Below are 18,687 nucleotides of genomic sequence, written 5' to 3' on the forward strand. Positions count from 1 at the left end.
CCAACATGGAAGGTCTGGCTGCAGTTGCATCCGCCTCACCGGCGCGGTCGCTGGCACTGTCTGCCAGCGCGGCCGAACTGGCCTGGATCGCCGCGCTGTGCGATGCCGGCGACGACGCCCCGCGCCACCTGCAGCAGTTGCAGGCGGTGCTGCAGCAGGGCGGCACGTTCAATGAAAGCCAGGAGTGGTACCCGTTCGAAGTGGTCGAGCGCGGCGCCAGCCAGCTGCAGCTGGGCCATGAGCGCGAGTTCGTGATCTGCGTGCTGCTGTGGTTGCAGGCATTGGCCCAGGGCCGCGCCAGCATCCTGGATCCCACCCTGCACCTGGATGACCGTGCGATGGACATCGAGGCGTTGCCTGATGCGCTTCGCGACGCGGTGCTAGACGCCTTCACCGCAGCGGGGTACTGAGACACCGTCGCGGACGCCAGCATGGCCCGGCGCGAGCTTCGTCCGTGCTACAGCGCTTCCAGGCTGCACCATGGCAGCTCGGGCAAGCCCTGCCCGGCCACCGCAGCGGCCAGCTGTGCATCGGCGCCATCGACATCGATGCCCTGGCGCGCGTACCACGCCGGGTCGTAATAGCTCTGCGCATAGCGCTCGCCGCTGTCGCACAGGATGCTGACGATGCTGCCCTGGTGGCCCGCCTCGCGCATCCATTGCGCGGCCTGCAGCACGCCGATGAAGTTGGTGCCGGTCGAGCCACCGACACGGCGGCCGAGCTGGCGGCTGACATGGCGCATCGCGGCCAGGCTCAGTGCGTCGGGTACCTTGACCATCGCATCGACGCTGGTCGGGATGAAGCTCGGTTCCACCCGTGGCCGGCCGATGCCTTCCACGCGCGAACCACCACTGCAGGTCAGGTCGCGCCAGTCCTGTTCACCGGCCACGGCGGCCCGGTAGCCGTCGAAGAACACCGACACTTCCGGGTCCGCGCACAGGATGCGGGTGTCGTGGCGGCGGTAGCTGACATAGCGGCCCAGGGTGGCGGCGGTACCGCCGGTGCCGGGGCTGCACACGATCCATTCCGGAACCGGGCTGGGCTCTTCGGCCATCTGCTTGAAGATGGACTCGGCGATGTTGTTGTTGGCACGCCAGTCGGTCGCGCGCTCAGCGTAGGTGAACTGGTCCATGAAGTGGCCACCGGTTTCACGGTCCAGCTTTTCCGAATCACAGTTGAGGTCGCAGGCGCGTTCGACAAGATGGCAGCGGCCGCCTTGGAACTCGATCGCGGCGATCTTTTCAGGCGAGGTGGTGGCCGGGATCACTGCAATGAACGGCAGGCCGAGCAGGCGCGCGAAATAGGCTTCGGACACCGCCGTCGAGCCGCTGGACGCCTCGATCACCGGTCGCCCTTCGCGCAGCCAGCCATTGGCCAGCGCATACAGGAACAGCGAGCGCGCCAGCCGGTGCTTGAGGCTGCCGGTGGGATGGCTCGACTCATCCTTCAGGTACACATCGATGCCCTCGAACCCGGGCAGCGCCAGCGGGATCAGGTGGGTATCGGCGGAGCGGTTGAAATCGGCTTCAATCTTGCGGATGGCGGCGGCCACCCATTCACGCTGCGACATGGCGGGCAATCGTTGTCAGGACGGAACGGTGCGATCCGGCCATTGTACGTCGCGGTACCGTCAGGTGCTGGCCGGTAGAATGCCCCCATCCGGCCGGCAACGGCCCTGTCTGAAGGACCTCCCCCATGACCATTCCCGCCCTGCGCGATGTCCCCGGCGTCGCCGCCCAGGCCCCGGCCGAAACCACCGGCTTCGTGTTCAACCACACCATGCTGCGGGTGAAGGACATCACCGCCTCGCTGGACTTCTACACCCGCGTGCTCGGCTACCAGCTGATCGACAAGCGCGACTTTCCCGAAGCCCAGTTCAGCCTGTACTTCCTGGCCTACGTCCCAGCTGGCGTGGCGGTTCCGGAAGATGACAGCCAGCGCCGCCTGTGGATGGCCGGCCTGCCGGGCGTGCTGGAACTGACCGACAACCACGGCACCGAGAGCCAGGACGGCGCGGTCTACCACGACGGCAACAGCGACCCGCGCGGCTTCGGCCACATCTGCGTGTCGGTGCCGGACATCGAGGCGGCCTGCCAGCGCTTCGAAGACCTCGGGGTAACCTTCCAGAAGCGCCTGACCGACGGCCGCATGAAGAACCTGGCCTTCATCAAGGACCCGGACGGCTACTGGGTCGAGATCATCGCCAACGTCTGACCCCGAAAAGGGGACGGAGGGGATTAAGCCGTTTCTGGCACTATTGTGCTGGAAGCGACTTAATCCCCTCCGTCCCCTTTTTCTGTGAGGTTCGTATGGAAACGATGGAACTGCACCGTGGCCGCCTGATCGACCACATCCAGCTGGTGGTGCGTGACCTGGCCGCCAGCCGCCGCTTCTACCAGGCAGTGTTCGATACGATCGGCATCCCACTGGGCGGCGAAGGGCCAGACTTCTTCTGGGCCGACGAGCTGTTCATTTCCAGCGCCAGCAGCCGTGCCGCCGCCGGCCAGTTGACCGGCCGCCACCATCTCGCCTTCCAGGCGCGCGACAGCGCAACTGTTGATGCCTTCCACACTGCCGCGATCGCCGCCGGCGGTACCGACAATGGCGCGCCAGGCGAACGCCCCTACCACCCGGGCTACTACGGCGCCTTCGTGCTCGACCCCGATGGCAACAACATCGAAGTGGTCTATCACGGGCCGGCGAACTACAGCGCCGATTCGGTGAAGGTCACTTTCTGATATCACCGGCGCGGTGAATGAAGAAGCCGGGCAATGCCCGGCTTCTCTGCTTCCAGCGCTGCGGCCCTCAGTGGGCGGCCATGTAGATGTCCTGCAGCACGGCCTTTTCCAGTTCCAGCTCGCCCAGCAGGTTCTTCACGATATCGCCCAGGCTGAGGATGCCGACCAGGCGGGTGCCTTCGGTGACCATCAGGTGACGGCGCCGCGAGTACGTCATCAACGACATGGCCTGTTTCAGCGTGGCTTCCGGCGCAATGCCCTCCAGACCGGTGGACGGCAGGCTGGAAATCACCCGGCGGCCGGCCTGCGGGCCGTCGTCGGCCAGGGTGCGCACGATGTCCTTCTCGGAAATGATGCCGACCGGGGCATCGTCCTTCATCACCACCAGCGCAGCGATCCTGTTCGCGCTCATCTTGTGGGCGGCGGCACCGATCGTGTCTTCGGCATCGATGGTTATGACAGCTTCTTTCTTGGATTGCAGGAGTTCGCGGACGTTCATTCTTGTTTCCTGGTGCAGGTCACTGAAGTCAAAAAAGTGTGCTCTTCCGATACGCCCCCTCCCCGGGAACAGACCTTTCAGCGCACGTCTGGCGCACCCGTCTGCCGCTTGGAATCACTCGGCAGACGATGTGCTGCAACGCGAACGAGGCGGGTTCAATCGCTCAACCCTAACCTCGGCCAGATCGATTCTACGACTGCGACCCTCGGTCACTACCGGCATCGATAGGACAGTTCGTCGTGGGAACCAACTGACGATCCAGAGAATGGCACCGCGGCTGAAACCGCCGCTGAATACAGGCGGCTTCGCGCATTAAAGAATGATTGCCTGCTGCCGACGACGGACAGAACGCCCGGCAGCTGTCCCACTTCGCACTGCGTCCGGCACAAACGAAAGGGGCCTCGCAGGCCCCTTTCGCATGCAGCATCTATGGATGTAGAACAAAGTCTCATCCTGAAACGAATGTAACTAATTGATTCGCGGTCACCGCCGAATGGGTGCAACTCCTAAAGTTCTATCGTGGCACAGCTGTCGGGGGCGAACCCACAGGGAAATAAAGTTCTATCTTCCCTAGATGGGGTCTGGCGCAGCACCGGATTTCAGAGGATCCTGTGCGTACACCCATCATTATTCCAACTCAGTAAACCACAACTTAGCCAACCCGCGCGTTGCAGCGAATACGCAGCGGAAGCATGATCGCACCTTGTGCGACGGCTCTGAAAGATGCTTCTCGAACGCAAGCATCTAAGAGGGTCCGCAATGACCATGCCAGACGAACGAACAAGGGCCCTGCTATGGGCTGGAGGTTTCCTGATTGAGTTGGCAAGGGATAAGAGATTGTCCGTTGACATTAGGCGTAGCGCGGTGGTCATCGCTCGCCACTTCCCAACCATAGAAGACGTCTCGACGATGGCCATATTCCGACACTCGTCCGGACTTGGCATCGGACTGGCACCACCAAGTGAATGCCCTGCATGGTCTGAAGACCTTCGTTACGGCCCGTTGAGGCGATCTACACGACTATCCTGGCCAGAGGAATAGTCCCGTGCGAGCCACTTTAGAAGTCGCGAACCTGCACACCCCAATACAGCGGAATTAGATCATGGACAGCTCAGACTCAGAATTTGAAAGCGCGCTTCGAAAAGCTGAAGGCATTGTCGCTGAAGCATTCATGGATGCTTTCCCGAAGCACTACATGATCAGCCAGCGCATCTTTAGCGTCCCGGAAGACACTGAGCCATTTCTGCGCAAACTCGGTCGCTTTCTCTTAGATTATGATCAGGAGCTTGGGGCAAGCCCAGCGGCAGCATTGGCAGATGGCCGCTCAGACCTGTTACTGAAGGTTCTGGCTAACCGCTCCAGCATTGACCCCGAGTCAATCCGAGTCATCTCGATGCCGATTCATGACTCGACTGAAGAAGCAGAAAGGAAACCTGAATCAATCTTTTTGGCGTACTGCGACTATTACGCAACGGGCGAAGGCGTCACTCTGATGGTCGGCGCTGGCAACACCAAGAACGCAGCACGCGAATCGTTTCTCAGCAATGCTCCCGAGTATTTCCATCGAGGGCTCATCGAAGATAAGCTCGATGACAGCCCTCCACCGGAGACGCGCCGCGCCGCGCGTTTGCTATCTGATGCTATGGCAGAGTTGATCGCCTCGTTGCCAAGAGGCGCGCCTCAGTTTTACGCGAAGATTCACTACAACTTGGCATAACCTTGCGTACATGAGGGTTGCTAATGTATCGATCAACACCGCTCCGCCCTACCTGTTCTACCGCGAGAAGGGAGGCTGGCTAGGCTGGGTCGAAGCCTGACACCGCGCGGGTGTCCCGCTACGGCCAAGAGCGGACATCCCTCACCGAATCCCGCACTGGCATCCCACCTTCGTTTGCTAGCCGATCACGCAAAGTGGCTTGCGAATCACGCCAGAGGAATCATTGGACGCGCGGCTCAGACGGGCGCTTGGAAGTGCGTGGAGCGCCTGATTCAGCACAGGATCCCATGCCACTTTCTCCACTGTGCCCGCCAGCACCGGCGTGGGCGGCGCGGCACCACCGAACGCCGCCGTCAGCACGGCATGGAAACCCTTGCCATAGACCATCCCTACACCGGTCACAGTGGCCATCAGCAGAAGCGGCAGCAACAAAGCGCCGCTACTGCGGTGCCAGGTCGCCCACCTTCGCGCCGGGGGCTGTGCGTGTACCTTCAAGTGCGATCGCCAGCGCCCAGGCTTGGGCCACCACAGGTACAAACCGCTCAAGAGCAGCCCCAGCGAGATCCAGCCGATAATGCCGAGTACCTGCTTGCCCGTGTCGTGGGCCAGCAGCGCCACATGCCATTCGTGCAGCCACATCAGCACGTCGTTGTCGGGGCCACGTCGCAGCAGCAAGGTGCCGTCGTCCGGCCCGAAGTAGGCGCGTTCGCCGTTGGCGAAATATGCCTGCCACACCGGGAGTTCGGCTTTAGGCAAGTCGATGGAGCGCACGCCCCGCGGCGCCCATTCCGCCACCAATCGCTCAAGCACGGCGGGGTCGGCATGGGGCCCGGGAGACGCCACCCGCCTGCCCCCTGTGCGGCGGCCCGTTCCGGCCTGGCGTGGTCTGGTTCGGCGAGGCGCTGCCGGAGGACGCGTGGGCGCGCGCATGCGCCGCGATCGACGGTTGCGATGTCCTGGTGGTGGTCGGCACGTCCGGCCTGGTGCATCCGGCCGCGTCGCTGCCGCTGCGCGCGCGGCAACGGCGTGCGCAGGTCATCGAGGTCAATCCTGTCGACAGTGCGGTGAGCGCGTACGCCAGCGAGCAGCTGCGCCTGCCGGCGAGCGCGGGCGTCGCGATGCTGCGGGAGCGCTTTATCTGAATGCCGCTCGCGAGCGGCGCCGGACGCAGCGCGATGTCCGTCGCATCGCGCATGCCGGCGACCAGACCTCTTCCGCCGTGACTGCGGCAAGCGGCCGTTGCCAGCCCCGGCCAGCCGCCCGACCCGCCGGCTTCGCCGCTCAGGCCCGTGCCAGCGCCTGCTCCAGATCCGCGATCAGGTCGTCGACATGTTCGATGCCGATGCACAGGCGCACCGTATCCTCGCTCACGCCGGCCTGCGCCAGTTCCGCCGGGGAAAGCTGGCGATGCGTGGTCGAGGCCGGATGCGGGGTATAGGAAGTTCAACCGCCCTTTTTGGCGAGTCTGGCGGGTAGGACGCGGCCACGCAAGCGCCGCTTTGGGCACAGATCGGGCACAGATCGGGGGTTCATGCGTGGGTTTTCGACATCGCGGGGCCACGCAGCGGCTCAGTGCGTAGCCATTTCTCACCGAATCCCGGCACAGGGCCGAGCGCAGCCCTGCGGGGTCGTGGCCGCATCGGATCGGACTCTGGCTTGGCTGCCGGCTGCGTGGCCGGCACCTCGTCACGCGGCCGGCGGCGGCGCGCGCGCTGCGGGCCGGTAGTGCGCTTGCTCCAGCGCGCCGTGCTTCTCGAAGTGGGCGAGGATGGCGCGGATGGTTTTGGGTTCCTCGATGCTGGCGACGATCCGTACCGCGCCGCCGCAGTGGGCGCAGGTGGTGATGTGCTATTCGTCCAGTAGCAGACCGGGCTGCAGGCGCTTGGGCAGTCGGCGTACCACCAACTGATGGGAACGGGTCAGCAACTGGCGCAGCTCTTGGTCGCCAAGCGGTAGCTGGCGGGCGCTCATGCTGACCCAGTGCGCTCGCGCCAGATAGGGCGCGGGGCGAATGCCGGGGCGGTCGACGTAGCCGAGAAAGAGGTCGTGATCGACCTTGAAGGCCAGATCCTCGCCCAGAAAATCGAGGATGGCGAACATCTTGTTGCCGGCTACCGAGAACACCCGGTTGCTGCCCCACTTGAGGTCTTCGCGGGCGCCCGGCAGGCTGAGGCAGAAGCTGGCGATCTGGTCGGGCGTCATGGGCATGTCCATCGCTGGTCGAAACGGCAGTCTATCGGTTGACCGACTCGCTGCGTAGCCGCTCGATCTGGTGCCGGGCATAACCGATGAAAGCGGCCAGTGCCTGGGGCCGCTGAGCCAGGTCATCCCTGGCCTGGCCCAGATAGACGTCTCGCGCAGTTTCCAGCAGCGGCCGGTGCTCAGGGGGCAAGCGCTCGAGCAGCCAGTCGGCCGCCACGTCCTTGGCAGCGATCTCGCCGCTGCTCAGCGTCAGCCAGATGCGTGCCAGGGCCAGGACCACGTTGCACTCATCGCCCAGCCAGTCGTCCGGTCCGTTCCATTGCGCCGCGGTGTCGTGCAGGGCGCGAATCATGTCCGCTTCAGGCACCGGCTCGAACAGTTCGGCAGCCGGCGGGCCTAGCAGGCTGATAGCGTGCTGGCGTGCCTTGCTGAGCAGTATGGCCAGGTCATGATCGGCCATGGCCGGCTCGAAGCGACCCGCCTGCAGCTCGTCGCGCAGCCATTCGCCGAACTGCAGTTCGCGCATCGGCCGATAACGCCAGGGCCGCACGGCGTCGTGCACCAGCAGCGTCACCTCCAGCGGGCGCAGGTGCGCGGTGGCCGGCCAGGCCGACAGCCTCAGCAGGTCGGTCATCAGGACCTTGCGCGTGCTATCGCTCAGGGGCGTGCGGACGGTGACCAGCAGATCGATGTCGCTTGCCGGCTTGAGGCCGCCGCTGACGGCGGAACCGAACAGATGCACCGCCAGCAGGTTGTCGCCAAGATGATGATGCAGGAGGGTGAGGGCATTGCTGATCTGCAGGTTCATGTTTTCGCCATTGCGCTTCAGGGGGTATAGGAAGTTCAACCGCCCTTTTTGGCGAGTCTGGCGGGTAGGACGCGGCCACGCAAGCGCCGCTTTGGGCACAGATCGGGCACAGATCGGGGGTTCATGCGTGGGTTTTCGACATCGCGGGGCCACGCAGCGGCTCAGTGCGTAGCCATTTCTCACCGAATCCCGGCACAGGGCCGAGCGCAGCCCTGCGGGGTCGTGGCCGCATCGGATCGGACTCTGGCTTGGCTGCCGGCTGCGTGGCCGGCACCTCGTCACGCGGCCGGCGGCGGCGCGCGCGCTGCGGGCCGGTAGTGCGCTTGCTCCAGCGCGCCGTGCTTCTCGAAGTGGGCGAGGATGGCGGCACGCATCCGGGCGCCCGCCTCTCGGCGACTCAATCGCCAGCGGGCGACGCGGGTGCGCGGATGCGATCGGGCACGGACTCGATGGTGTCGCGTACCGCGGCCTCCTGCGGCGCGGCGGCGTCCGGCGCACGCCAGCCACCGCCCAGCGCGGTGTAGAGCGCGATCTGTGCCAATGCGACGGCGCGCTCGGTGTCGAGCGCCTGCTGGCGTGCATCGAGCCATGCGCGCTCGGCATCGAGCAGGTCGGCGAGATTGGCCAGGCCCACCTCGTAGGTGCGTCGGGCCATCGCCCGGGTGCGTTCGGCGCGTGACAGCGCTTCCCCACGGGCGGCGCGCTGCGCCCCGCGCGCGGCGAGCTGGGCGGTCGCGGTCTCGACCTCCTGCAATGCGGTGGCCAGCGCCTGGCGCAGCTCGACGAAGCCGGCGTCGGCCTGCGCGTCGGCGAGATCGATCGCCGCGCGGCTGGCGCCGAAGTCCAGCCACGGAAACCCGAGCTGCGCGGCGAGCGAGCGCAGGTCCGAAGCACCGGACAGATCGCCGATCGCGACCCCGCTGCGCCCGAGCGCCGCGCTGACCCCCAGCTTGGGGAACAGGTCGCGGCGGCTGGCCAGCGCCGCCAGTTCGGCGGCCTCCAGCCCGGCGACCGCGGCGATGACGTCGGGTCGTCGGCGCAACAGATCCATCGGCTGTCCGCGCGGAATCCCGGCATCGGCCATCGGCACGCGCGTGCCGTCGCCCAGGCGCTGCAGCACCGTTCCGTGCGGCCGGTCGATCAGCGTATCCAGCGCGAACGCGGTTTCGGCGAGACCGGCGTCGATGTCGCCGCGCTGCGCTTCGAGCGCCGCGCGCTGCGCGCCGGCGGCTTCCACATCCAGTCGGGTGACCTCGCCCAGCCGGAAGCGCCCGTCGGCGACACGCTCGGCCTCACGCGCGATGCGCACGCCTTCGTCGAGCAGTGCACGCTGGGCGAGCAGCGCGCGCGCCTGCACGTAGCCCTGCGCGAGATTGGATGCGACGCCCAGGCGCACCGCCACCAGCTGTGCCTCGGCCGATTGCACCTGGCGCCCGGCCCCATCGCGGCGCAGCCGGTTCGCGCCGAACAGATCCACTTCCCACTCGGCCTGCAGCGCCAGCTGCCAGGTGTCGAAATTGACGTCGCCGCCGACATCGAATTCCTCGCCCAGCGGCGTGTCGGCCAGCGCATCGGTATTGATGATCTGGCGGCTGGCCTGACCGCCGAGATCGAGCCGCGGCAGCAGCGCCGCGCGGGATTGCCGCAGTTGCGCGCGTGCGATGCGCAGCTGGGCCAGCGCCGCCTGCTGGTCGAGACTGCGGACCAGCGCGGTCTCGACCAGTTCCGCCAGCAGCGGATCGTCGAACTGGCGCCACCAGTATGCGAGCGCCGCCGGATCGGCCGGCCGCGCAGCATCACCCGCGGGCGCGTAGTAGGCCGCCGGCAGCGGCGGCCGCTCGCGCACCGGCGGCGTGCTGCAGGCGGCGAGCGCGAGCGCGGCCGCGAGGACACCGAGCCTGGAGATCTTCATGCGCGTGCCTCCGCGGTTCTGCGGTCGTCGTCGCGCGGCACCTTGAAGACCAGCAGGTACAGGCACGGCACGACGACCAGGGTGAGCACGGTCGCGAACGCCAGACCGCCCATGATCGTCACGGCCAGCGATGCGAACAGATCGTCGAACAGCAGCGGCACCATGCCCAGCACCGTGGTGCCGGCCGCCATCGTCACCGGCACCAGGCGGCTCGTCGTCGCTTCGACGATCGCGGCGCGGCCATTGCCGCCTTCGGCCATCCGGCGGTCGATCTCCTCCACCAGCACGATCGCGTTCTTGAGCAGCAGGCCGGTCAGGCTGAGCAGACCGAGCAGCGCCACGAAGCCGAACGGCTGGCCGGAGATCGCCAGCCCGATGGTCACGCCGCAGATCGACATCGGCACCACCAGCCAGATCACCACCGGCTGGCGCACGCGGGAAAACAGCAGCACGGTCACCAGGATCATGCCCAGATACGGCAGCAGCAGCGTGCGCATCAGGGCCGTCTGCGCATCGCCGGAACTCTCGAATTCGCCGCCCCAGGTCAGGGTGTAGCCGGGCGGCAACGGCATGGCTTCGATCGCCTCGCGGATGTCGGCGTGGGCGTCGCTCGCCTCCACGCCGACCACCGGCTCGGCCTGCACGGCGATGGTGCGCACGCGATCGCGGCGCTGGATCGCGGCGTCCTCCTGCACCACGTCGACGCGATCGGCCACCTGGGCGATCGGGACGTAGGCCGTCGCGCCCGCGCTCCAGGCGAGGCGATCGAGCAACCCCTCCGGCGCAGGGCGCTCGTCGTCCGGCGCGCGCAGCAGCACCTGGCGCTGCGCATCGCCCTCGCGCAGCACCGCCAGCGGCACGCCTTCGGTGGCCATGGTCAGCGCCTGGGCGATGTCCTGTCGACCGAGTCCGGCCTCGGCCATGCGCTGCAGATCCAGCCGCGGCCGCAGCACGAGCTCGCGTTCGCCCCAGTCGTGGTGCACGTTCTCGAGCATCGGCGTGTCGCGGAAAATGGCCTCGGCACGCGCCGCGATCTCGCGCAGCGTCTCGCCCGAGGGACCGCTGAAGCGCGCCTCGACGCGCGCCTCGGACGCGCCGCCGAACATCAGCCGCGCCGCGTGCACGCGCAGCTCGGGGAAGCGCTCTGCGGCTTCGCGATTGAGGCGCGTGAGCATGTCCTCGAGCACGTCGGCGTCGTCGACCAGCAGGATGACCTGCGCGAACGCGCTGTCGGGCATCGCCGGCGCGTAGGTCAGCATGAAGCGCGACGCGCCCTGCCCCACGAACGCGACCCGGCTGAGCACCTCGGGGAACTCCTGGGCCAGATAGTCCTCGACCTCGCGCACCGCGGCGTCGGTGGCGCGGATGTCGCTGCCCTGGCGGGTGTTGATGTCGACGAAGGCCATCGGCGTGGACGCGGGCGGAAAGAACGACTGCGGCAGGAAGCCGAATCCGACGACGCAGCCGATGGTCAGCAGTGTCGCCAGGGTCACGGTCAGGCCGGCACGACCGAGTCGCGCATCGAGCACGCCGCGAAAGCGGTCGTAGAACCTGCCCCGGTAGGGGCTGTCGCCCGCATCGCCGTCGCCGTCGCGTCCGTCTTCGTCGTCGCGCTCGCGCGCGTCCTTCGACGCCAGCCACCAGTAGCCCAGCAGCGGCACCACGGTGATCGCCAGCACCCAGCTGAGCAGCAGCGAGATCAGGATCACCGAGAACAGCGAGAACAGGAATTCACCGGTGGTGTCCTGCGACAGGCCGATGCCGGCGAACGCGAGGATGCCGATGATGGTCGCGCCGAGCAGCGACCATTGCGTCAGCCGGACCGACTCGCGCGCCGCGCGCATCGCCGAGTGCCCCTGGCGCAGCCGCACCTGCATGCCGTCGCAGATCACCACAGCGTTGTCGACCAGCATGCCCATCGCGATCACCAGCGCCGCCAGCGACACGCGTTCGAGCTGCAGGCCCAGCAGATACATCGCCAGCAGCGTGCCGCCGACAGTCAGCAGCAGCACGCTGCCGATGATCACGCCGGCGCGCCAGCCCATCACCAGACACAGCACGCCGATCACGATGCCCAGTGACATCGCCACGTTGATCGCGAAGCTGGTCACCGCCGCGTCGACGACATCGGCCTGCTGGTAGATCGGATGCAGTTCGACGCCGAGCGGCAGGGTCGGCTCGAGCCGCGCCAGGGCCGCGTCGACGGCCTCGCCCACGTCGACGATGTTCACCGACGGCAGGCCGGCGACGCCGATGGTCAGCGCCTCGCGCCCGTCGTGGCGGATGATCTGGGCCGGCCGCTCGGCGAACTCGCGGCGGATCTGCGCGATGTCGCCGAGGGTCACCCGCGCATCGCCGCGCCCCACCGGCAACGTGCGCAGGGCCTGCAGCGTATCGAAGGCGCCGCCGGGCGCGACGCGCAGGTACAGGTCCTCGCTGCGCAGCCCACCGGCGTGCAGTTCGGTTTCCGCATCGGCCAGTGCGCCGGCGATCTCCTCGGGCGCGATGCGCAGCGCGGCGAGGCGCGCCTGCGGAATCTCGACGACGAACCGTTCCTCGATCGCGCCGGCGATCTCGACCTTGCCCACGCCCTCCACCGGCAGCAGGCCGCGGCGCAGGGTCTTGGCGGCCTCGTGCAGCTCGGTGCGGGTGAGGCCGTCGCCGGTCATCGCGTAGTACAGGCCGAAGACATCGCCGAAATCGTCGTTGACCACCGGCGCCTGCGCACCGGGCGGCAGACTGGCCGCGGTGTCGTTGATCTTGCGCCGCAGCTCGTCCCAGATCTGCGGAATCTCCTCGCTGGAATAGCGCTCGAGGATCTCCACCCGCAGCTCGGAATAGCCGGGCCGCGACGTCGTGCGCACCTGCTTGAGCTGGGTGAGCTGCTGGACCGCGCTTTCGAGCACGTCGCTGACTTCGCGCTCCACCTGTTCGGCGCTGGCGCCGGGGTAGATCGTGGTCACGACCGCTTCCTTGATCGTGAACTCGGGGTCTTCCAGCCGCTCGAGATTGAAATAGGCGAACACGCCGCCGACCAGGCAGGCGAGGATCAGCAGCCAGACATTGACCGGGTGGCGGATGGCGTAACGCGCGATCTCCATGCCGGGTCAGCGCCGGATGCGCGGTTCGACGATCTGCCCGGCCTGCAGCAGGCGTGCACCGGCGACGACCACCTGCGCCGATGGCGCAAGTTCGCCTTCGATGCGCGCCTGCGTGCCCTCGATCGCGTGCACCCGCACCGGCACCGGCTGCGCGGCGCCGTCCTCGCCCACCGTCCACACCACCGCCTGCCCGTCGGCCGCGCTCAGCACCGCGCTCGCCGGCACACGGTGCTGGCCGGCCGCGAGCGTGGCGGGCGCCGGGTCTTCGATCGCCACCTGCACCGCCATGCCGGGCAGCACGTTGGCACCCGGCGGCGGCGTACCGCGCAACGCCAGCCGATAGCTGCGTGACTGCGCATCCGGCGCGGTCGCATGTTCACGGTAGGCCAGGACCATCGGCGGCAGTTCGGGCAACGCGAGCACGCGACCGCGGGCGACGAGTGCGGGACCGAACGCCAGGCGCGCGGCGTCGCGCTCGGGCACGTCGACGACGACCTCGATCAAGTCCGCATCCTGCATCCGCAGCACCGGTTCGCCGGCCGGCACCACCACGCCGGCCGCGGCGAGGCGGCGCACCACCACGCCCGCGTACGGCGCGCGCAGCCGGGTGAATCCCACCTGGCGCGCCGCGGCATCGCGGTTCGCGCGCGTACTCGCCAGCTGCGCCTCGGCCTGTTCCACCGCGGCCGGCGCGAGGATGCCTTCGTCGCGCAGGCCGCGGCGGCGGGCGACATCGGCCTCGGCGGTCCGCAGGGCGACCTCGGCCTCGCCCAGTTGCAGGCGGTAGTCGGTGTCGTCGAGTTCGGCCAGGACCTGGCCGCGTTCGACCCGTTCGCCGTCGCTCACCCGATACCGGGTGATGCGGCCATCAGCCTGGAACGCGAGTTCGGTGCCTTCGGCGGCCTCCACACGCCCGGGCAGGCGCAGCGTGCGGTCGGCGGACGCGCTTTCGACCAGCTGGACGATCACCGGGCGCGGCGGCGGCGGGGCGTCGGGCGCATCGCTGCAGGCCGCCAGCAGCACGCTCAGTAACAACAGGACACGGACTCGCAACGCCACACACCCCGGGCAGGCCGACGTGCGGCAGGACGCCTAGGGTCGCCGAAGTCCCGTCACGGATCTGTGAACAGGCCGTGTCCGCAGCGCGGGTGGCGCACTCAGGCGATGGGAGCGACGCCGCCGCGCCCGCGCCGCATGCGGTGCAGCGCCCACAGCAGCGCGGTGACCAGCAGGCAGGCGAAGAACCAGACGACGGCAGGCACCGCACGGGGCGGCGGCGTCTGCGCGCCGGCGCCGGCGCCCGCGAGCCGTCGGGTCCCGGCCTGCAGCGCGGCCGCCTGCATGCCGGGCGCATCGTCGACGCCACGCACCCACAGCACGTCGCCGCCGTCGACGCGGTGCCAGCCGGGCGCGCGCGGCCACAGGCCGGCGCAGCCGTCGGCGGCCGGATCGGGCACGGGGAGGATCGCGCGGCCATCGGGCGCCACCACGCGCGCGCCGGGCGCCAGGTCGCACAGCGCCACGCGCTCGCCGACCCGCGCCTCGCCGCGGAAGCCAGCCACGGCCGCGCCGGGCGGACGGGCCAGTGCGGCGGCCCAGGCACTCCACAACTCGCCGTGCAGATCGGCCCGGCCCGCCAGCGGCAGCTGCCAGCTGTCGGCCACGGTGACGACACCGATGCGGCCCCGGCCCAGTGCCTGCCAGCGCATCATGTCGGCCGCGCCCGGCCCGGCCGCCGGCAGCCCACCGGTCAGCGGCCGATAGCCCAGCGCGGGTGGCGCCTCCCCGGCCAGCTGCGGATCGAAGGGCGCATCGTCGCTGCCGGGGCCGGACCAGGCGCGCAGCCGTGCGGGATCGTCGGGGCCGGCGTCGGCGCGCCACTCGCGCACGCGCCCTGGGTATAGGAAGTTCAACCGCCCTTTTTGGCGAGTCTGGCGGGTAGGACGCGGCCACGCAAGCGCCGCTTTGGGCACAGATCGGGCACAGATCGGGGGTTCATGCGTGGGTTTTCGACATCGCGGGGCCACGCAGCGGCTCAGTGCGTAGCCATTTCTCACCGAATCCCGGCACAGGGCCGAGCGCAGCCCTGCGGGGTCGTGGCCGCATCGGATCGGACTCTGGCTTGGCTGCCGGCTGCGTGGCCGGCACCTCGTCACGCGGCCGGCGGCGGCGCGCGCGCTGCGGGCCGGTAGTGCGCTTGCTCCAGCGCGCCGTGCTTCTCGAAGTGGGCGAGGATGGCGCGGATGGTTTTGGGTTCCTCGATGCTGGCGACGATCCGTACCGCGCCGCCGCAGTGGGCGCAGGTGGTGATGTCGATGGAAAAGACCCGCTTGAGCCGTTGCGCCCAGCTCATCGCACGGCGCTTCTGCTCGGGGCTGCGCGGCTCGTCGTGGGCGCTGACGTCCACCGGCACTGCATCGCTCGCAGGCCGCTTGCCGCGCCCCGATGGCGTCAGCTGCGCACGCAGGTTTGCATTCGGGGCGAATACGCCGTGGAAGCGGGTGAGATGCGCGCGGGGTGGCGGCACCAGCGCCGCCAGCTTGGCGATGAAGTCCACCGCATCCCATTCGACATGCGTGGTGCCATTTCGCCATGGGGTCTTGAGTTCGTACCGCACCCTGCCCTGCGGTGAGATCGACAACCGCTTCTCGCTGATCGCCGGACGCGTGATGTAGCGGCACAGCTTTTCGAGCTTGTGGCTCTCGTGTGCTTCCGCGGCCACGCCGGCATGCAGCGAGAAGCCGCCGACCTTGCCGGCGTCGCCCTCCAGCGAGCCTGCGTCACCGGGCAATGTTTGCAGCGTGACGACCTTGCGGCCAGCGTCGCGACCGGTGGCGATGCGGTAGGTCATCGAACTCATCCGCAGCCCATCCATGCCGTCGTCGCTACCCGCGCTGTCGGACAGGAACACGGATTCGTCTTCGCCTTCGAGCCAGCCGCGGCGCGACAGGTGCCGGCACACGCGATGCGCGATGGTGTTGGCGAGCTGCGTCAGTTGCGCAGAGGTGGGGGCACGGGCGCGGCGCAGGCGCGGCTTGCGCCGCGGGGGCTCGACGTTCGCGTCGTACACGCCGTCGAGCCACAGCATGTGGAAGTGAACATTCAGGTTCAGCGCGCTGCCGAAGCGCTGGATCAGGGTCACCACGCCGCATTGCGCGCTGGCGTGGTCGACGCCGACTTGATCGGCTAACCAGCCGGCGATGACGCGCTGCACGATCACCAGCACCGGGCCGATGGCCTCCGGCTTGCTGGCGAACAGGAAGCGCAGCGGGTACGGAAAACTCAGCACCCATTGCCGCACCGGCCGCGGGCCAAACACCTCCTCCACCAGGTGCCGCGCGCTCTCGGCCATGCGCCGCGCCCCGCAGCTGGGGCAGAAGCCGCGCTTCTTGCAGGAGAAGGCCACCAGCCTCTCGGCCCGGCACTGCTCGCACACCACGCGCAGGAAGCCGTGCTCGAGCACGCCGCAGCGCAGGTAGGTCTCGAACTCCTCGCGCACATACTCGGGCAGCGGGCGGTCTTCGGCCTCAAGACGCGCGATGAAGTCCGGGTAGTGCGCCTGCACTAGCGCGTACAGCAGCGTGCGCTCGGGCAGGTGGCGCGCGTAACGCGCAGCGGCGTGGGCGGCCGGCAGTGGCGCGCACACCTCGGCCTGCCGCCGGGGTGCGGTCAGGCGCGGCACGCAGCGCTCCGTTGCAGGGACGGCTGCTCAGGGTTGCGCCCGCGAGCACGCGTTCATATCGGCGTTTTCTGATCTTCGCGTCAGACATTGCCGCGGGGCGGGTAGGAAGTCTCCCGCCTCGGACGCCAGAACGCACAAAGCCCGGCACGAGGCCGGGCTTTGTGGTCTTGCTTGATGGATCGCGGGGCTTAGAAATCCATGCCGCCCATGCCGCCCATGCCGCCGCCCGGCATCGCCGGCTCTTCCTTCTTCGGCAGCTCTGCCACCATCGCTTCGGTGGTGATCATCAGGCCGGCGATGGACGCCGCGTTCTGCAGCGCGGTGCGGGTGACCTTGGTCGGGTCCAGGATGCCGAACTCGATCATGTCGCCGAACTCGCCGTTGGCGGCGTTGTAGCCGAACGCGCCCTGGCCATCGGCGACGGTGCTGTACCTGCCGCGCATCCTCGTGAACCTGGCCGAGGCAGGCGAACACCCGGCCGTGCGCGAGCGACTGGTGTTGATGGGGCGCAGGCTCTCCCGCTTCGGGCACGTGCTGTTCGGCATCGCGCTGCTGATGGGGCTCACGCTGTGGCTGCACTTCGGTTTCGCCGGCGGCTGGCTGCACGCCAAGCTGTTGCTGGTCACGCTGGTGTTCGTCTTCAGCATCGTCATCGGGCGTTGGCTGAAGGCTGCCGAAGCCGGGCGTCCGCTGCCGTCGGCACGTGCATTGCGCTGGATCAACGAGATCCCGCTGGTGCTCCTGGTCGGCATCGTCTATCTGGTGGTCGGCAAGCCGTTCTGAGGCGGGCCCGAACCGATCAGAAGCGCGTCAGATGCTTCTTCTGCGTGACGCGGTGCACGTCGTGTACCGCGTAGCCGTGGTCGCGGTCGGGCAGGTCGAACCAGCCGGGGTGTGACAGCGTCTGCCGGGTATCGGCCAGCCCGCTCTGCCAATGGCTCTCCATGCTGATGCGGCCGAACGCATAGTCCTTGAACTGCTGTTCGTGCGGCTTGGCCTGGTAGATCAGGTGGACGATGTTGATGACGCGATCGTCCAGCCACGGCGCCAGTGCCTCGCGGGCACTTTCGGGCAGTCCGCCTTCGGGCAGGCGGGCGATGAGGTCGTTCAGCGCGGTCCGCAACTGCTGGGTGCGCGCGACCGTATCGGTGCCGTGGCGGGTGCGGCTGGAATACTGGATGTCCTTGCCGCGTTCGAGCACGTCCATCATCGTCTGCGGCCGCTGCCCGCGCGCGCTCCACAGGTCCACCTGGAAGGCCAGCGTGTCTTCGCGCGGCCATTCGTCGAGGATGTGTTCCAGCGGCGTGTTCGAGACCACGCCGCCGTCCCAGTAATGGCGGCCCTCGATCTCTACCGGCGCGAAGGCCGGCGGCAGCGAGCCTGAGGCGAGGATGTGCTTCGGCCCGATCCGGGTGTCGCGGCTGTCGAAATAGCGGAAGTTGCCGCTCTCCACGTCGGTGACGCCAACGGTCAGGCGCACCGTGCGGTCATCGTTGATGCGGTCGAAATCCACCAGCCGCTCGAGCGTTGCCAACAGCGGCGTGGTGTCGTAGAAACTGGTGGCCTGCGGCGTGCCGTCGCAGCGCATGAAGGGCGAGGCCGGCCACGGGGTGAAGAAGCCGCGCTGGCCCTGCCACAAGGCGGCCAGGGCGCTCATCGTCGCGGCCCAGGTTTCCAGAGCCGGGTTCATCGGCAGCATCGAAAGCCCGGCGCGCACGCCCATCGCCGGCCAGCTGGCGAGGCCCGCGGGTTCGCAGATCGTTTCCCAGAAATCACGCAGCCGTTCGATGCGATCCTGCGGCCGGTTGCCGGCGATGATCGCCGCGTTGATCGCGCCGATCGAGATGCCGGCGTACCAGTTGGGGCGGATGCCGGCCTCGTTGAGCGCCTGATAGACGCCGCACTGGTAGGCGCCGAGCGCGCCGCCGCCCTGGAGCACCAGGGCGATGGCGGGATATTGAGCGACCTTCTCGAGCAGTTGCGGGGACGTGTCCATGGCGAGGGATCATGCCACGGCGTGCGTGGCCG

18 protein-coding genes and 2 pseudogenes are annotated in these 18,687 nt (G+C 68.2%); 7 read left to right on the top strand and 13 right to left on the bottom strand.

The window, feature by feature from the left end:
- Window positions 1–5: 5 nt before the first annotated feature.
- Complete coding sequence (locus WDC87_RS07540; protein ID WP_005419475.1) at window positions 6–410, top strand: hypothetical protein; 405 nt, start codon at window positions 6–8, stop codon at window positions 408–410.
- Between the two features lie 47 nt (window positions 411–457).
- On the opposite strand, the gene WDC87_RS07545 is transcribed toward WDC87_RS07540, so the two are convergent.
- Entirely contained in the window at window positions 458–1,570 is a 1,113-nt protein-coding gene (locus WDC87_RS07545) for a PLP-dependent cysteine synthase family protein (protein ID WP_252745259.1), read from the bottom strand.
- Window positions 1,571–1,695: 125 nt separating this feature from the next.
- On the opposite strand from WDC87_RS07545, the gene gloA reads away from it, so the two are divergent.
- Together gloA and WDC87_RS07555 are read left to right on the top strand one after the other, a co-directional pair.
- A complete protein-coding gene (gene gloA, locus WDC87_RS07550; protein WP_252745260.1) occupies window positions 1,696–2,214 on the top strand; it encodes a lactoylglutathione lyase in 519 nt (172 codons plus the stop codon).
- A 95-nt stretch (window positions 2,215–2,309) separates the two neighbouring features.
- Window positions 2,310–2,738, top strand: coding sequence for a VOC family protein (locus WDC87_RS07555; RefSeq protein ID WP_019660719.1), 429 nt, complete (start codon window positions 2,310–2,312; stop codon window positions 2,736–2,738).
- A 67-nt stretch (window positions 2,739–2,805) separates the two neighbouring features.
- Here WDC87_RS07555 and WDC87_RS07560 read toward each other — a convergent pair whose 3' ends face one another.
- Window positions 2,806–3,237: a CBS domain-containing protein gene (locus WDC87_RS07560; RefSeq protein WP_005411115.1), complete on the bottom strand. Its 432-nt coding sequence runs from the start codon at window positions 3,235–3,237 to the stop codon at window positions 2,806–2,808.
- 765 nt (window positions 3,238–4,002) lie between these two features.
- On the opposite strand from WDC87_RS07560, the gene WDC87_RS07565 reads away from it, so the two are divergent.
- Both WDC87_RS07565 and WDC87_RS07570 read left to right on the top strand, forming a co-directional pair.
- Window positions 4,003–4,278 carry a BPSL0761 family protein gene (locus tag WDC87_RS07565; protein WP_289852717.1) on the top strand — a complete coding sequence of 92 codons (276 nt, stop codon included), beginning with the start codon at window positions 4,003–4,005 and terminating at the stop codon, window positions 4,276–4,278.
- 61 nt (window positions 4,279–4,339) lie between these two features.
- Window positions 4,340–4,954 (top strand): hypothetical protein, encoded by a 615-nt coding sequence (locus WDC87_RS07570; protein ID WP_111172658.1) that lies wholly within the window; start codon window positions 4,340–4,342, stop codon window positions 4,952–4,954.
- Between the two features lie 177 nt (window positions 4,955–5,131).
- Here the strand turns inward: WDC87_RS07570 and WDC87_RS07575 are convergent, their stop codons facing one another.
- Window positions 5,132–5,797: a PepSY domain-containing protein gene (locus WDC87_RS07575; RefSeq protein WP_171974407.1), complete on the bottom strand. Its 666-nt coding sequence runs from the start codon at window positions 5,795–5,797 to the stop codon at window positions 5,132–5,134.
- Between WDC87_RS07575 and WDC87_RS07580 the strand changes: the two genes are divergently transcribed.
- Complete coding sequence (locus WDC87_RS07580; RefSeq protein WP_258392666.1) at window positions 5,752–6,096, top strand: Sir2 family NAD-dependent protein deacetylase; 345 nt, start codon at window positions 5,752–5,754, stop codon at window positions 6,094–6,096. The genes WDC87_RS07575 and WDC87_RS07580 overlap by 46 nt on opposite strands.
- A 139-nt stretch (window positions 6,097–6,235) precedes the next feature.
- On the opposite strand, the pseudogene WDC87_RS07585 reads toward WDC87_RS07580, so the two are convergent.
- From WDC87_RS07585 to WDC87_RS07625, 9 genes and pseudogenes are all read right to left on the bottom strand, one after another.
- Window positions 6,236–6,382: pseudogene (locus WDC87_RS07585) on the bottom strand (PLP-dependent transferase); the annotation flags it as partial.
- A 420-nt stretch (window positions 6,383–6,802) separates the two neighbouring features.
- A complete protein-coding gene (locus tag WDC87_RS07590; protein ID WP_003246929.1) occupies window positions 6,803–7,156 on the bottom strand; it encodes an MmcQ/YjbR family DNA-binding protein in 354 nt (117 codons plus the stop codon).
- 31 nt (window positions 7,157–7,187) lie between these two features.
- Window positions 7,188–7,964 carry an AadA family aminoglycoside 3''-O-nucleotidyltransferase gene (locus tag WDC87_RS07595; RefSeq protein WP_075075807.1) on the bottom strand — a complete coding sequence of 259 codons (777 nt, stop codon included), beginning with the start codon at window positions 7,962–7,964 and terminating at the stop codon, window positions 7,188–7,190.
- Between the two features lie 397 nt (window positions 7,965–8,361).
- Window positions 8,362–9,876 carry an efflux transporter outer membrane subunit gene (locus tag WDC87_RS07600; protein ID WP_075077144.1) on the bottom strand — a complete coding sequence of 505 codons (1,515 nt, stop codon included), beginning with the start codon at window positions 9,874–9,876 and terminating at the stop codon, window positions 8,362–8,364.
- Entirely contained in the window at window positions 9,873–12,977 is a 3,105-nt protein-coding gene (locus tag WDC87_RS07605; RefSeq protein WP_075077143.1) for an efflux RND transporter permease subunit, read from the bottom strand. The genes WDC87_RS07600 and WDC87_RS07605 overlap by 4 nt, the downstream gene beginning before the upstream one ends.
- Window positions 12,978–12,983: 6 nt before the next feature.
- Window positions 12,984–14,030, bottom strand: a complete 1,047-nt coding sequence (locus WDC87_RS07610; RefSeq protein WP_171974408.1) for an efflux RND transporter periplasmic adaptor subunit — start codon at window positions 14,028–14,030, stop codon at window positions 12,984–12,986.
- A gap of 104 nt (window positions 14,031–14,134) precedes the next feature.
- Window positions 14,135–14,890 carry a hypothetical protein gene (locus WDC87_RS07615; RefSeq protein WP_146260259.1) on the bottom strand — a complete coding sequence of 252 codons (756 nt, stop codon included), beginning with the start codon at window positions 14,888–14,890 and terminating at the stop codon, window positions 14,135–14,137.
- Between the two features lie 239 nt (window positions 14,891–15,129).
- Window positions 15,130–16,623: a transposase gene (locus tag WDC87_RS07620; protein ID WP_323145479.1), complete on the bottom strand. Its 1,494-nt coding sequence runs from the start codon at window positions 16,621–16,623 to the stop codon at window positions 15,130–15,132.
- 224 nt (window positions 16,624–16,847) lie between these two features.
- A pseudogene (locus tag WDC87_RS07625) lies at window positions 16,848–17,075 on the bottom strand (TCP-1/cpn60 chaperonin family protein); the annotation flags it as partial.
- A 7-nt stretch (window positions 17,076–17,082) separates the two neighbouring features.
- On the opposite strand from WDC87_RS07625, the gene WDC87_RS07630 reads away from it, so the two are divergent.
- Window positions 17,083–17,442 carry a CopD family protein gene (locus tag WDC87_RS07630; protein ID WP_049881948.1) on the top strand — a complete coding sequence of 120 codons (360 nt, stop codon included), beginning with the start codon at window positions 17,083–17,085 and terminating at the stop codon, window positions 17,440–17,442.
- Window positions 17,443–17,458: 16 nt separating this feature from the next.
- Here the strand turns inward: WDC87_RS07630 and WDC87_RS07635 are convergent, their stop codons facing one another.
- Complete coding sequence (locus WDC87_RS07635) at window positions 17,459–18,655, bottom strand: patatin-like phospholipase family protein (protein ID WP_023124371.1); 1,197 nt, start codon at window positions 18,653–18,655, stop codon at window positions 17,459–17,461.
- Window positions 18,656–18,687: the final 32 nt, after the last annotated feature.

It is taken from the genome of Stenotrophomonas maltophilia group sp. Smal12, from assembly GCF_037079935.1.
GTDB classification, from domain to species: domain Bacteria; phylum Pseudomonadota; class Gammaproteobacteria; order Xanthomonadales; family Xanthomonadaceae; genus Stenotrophomonas; species Stenotrophomonas sepilia.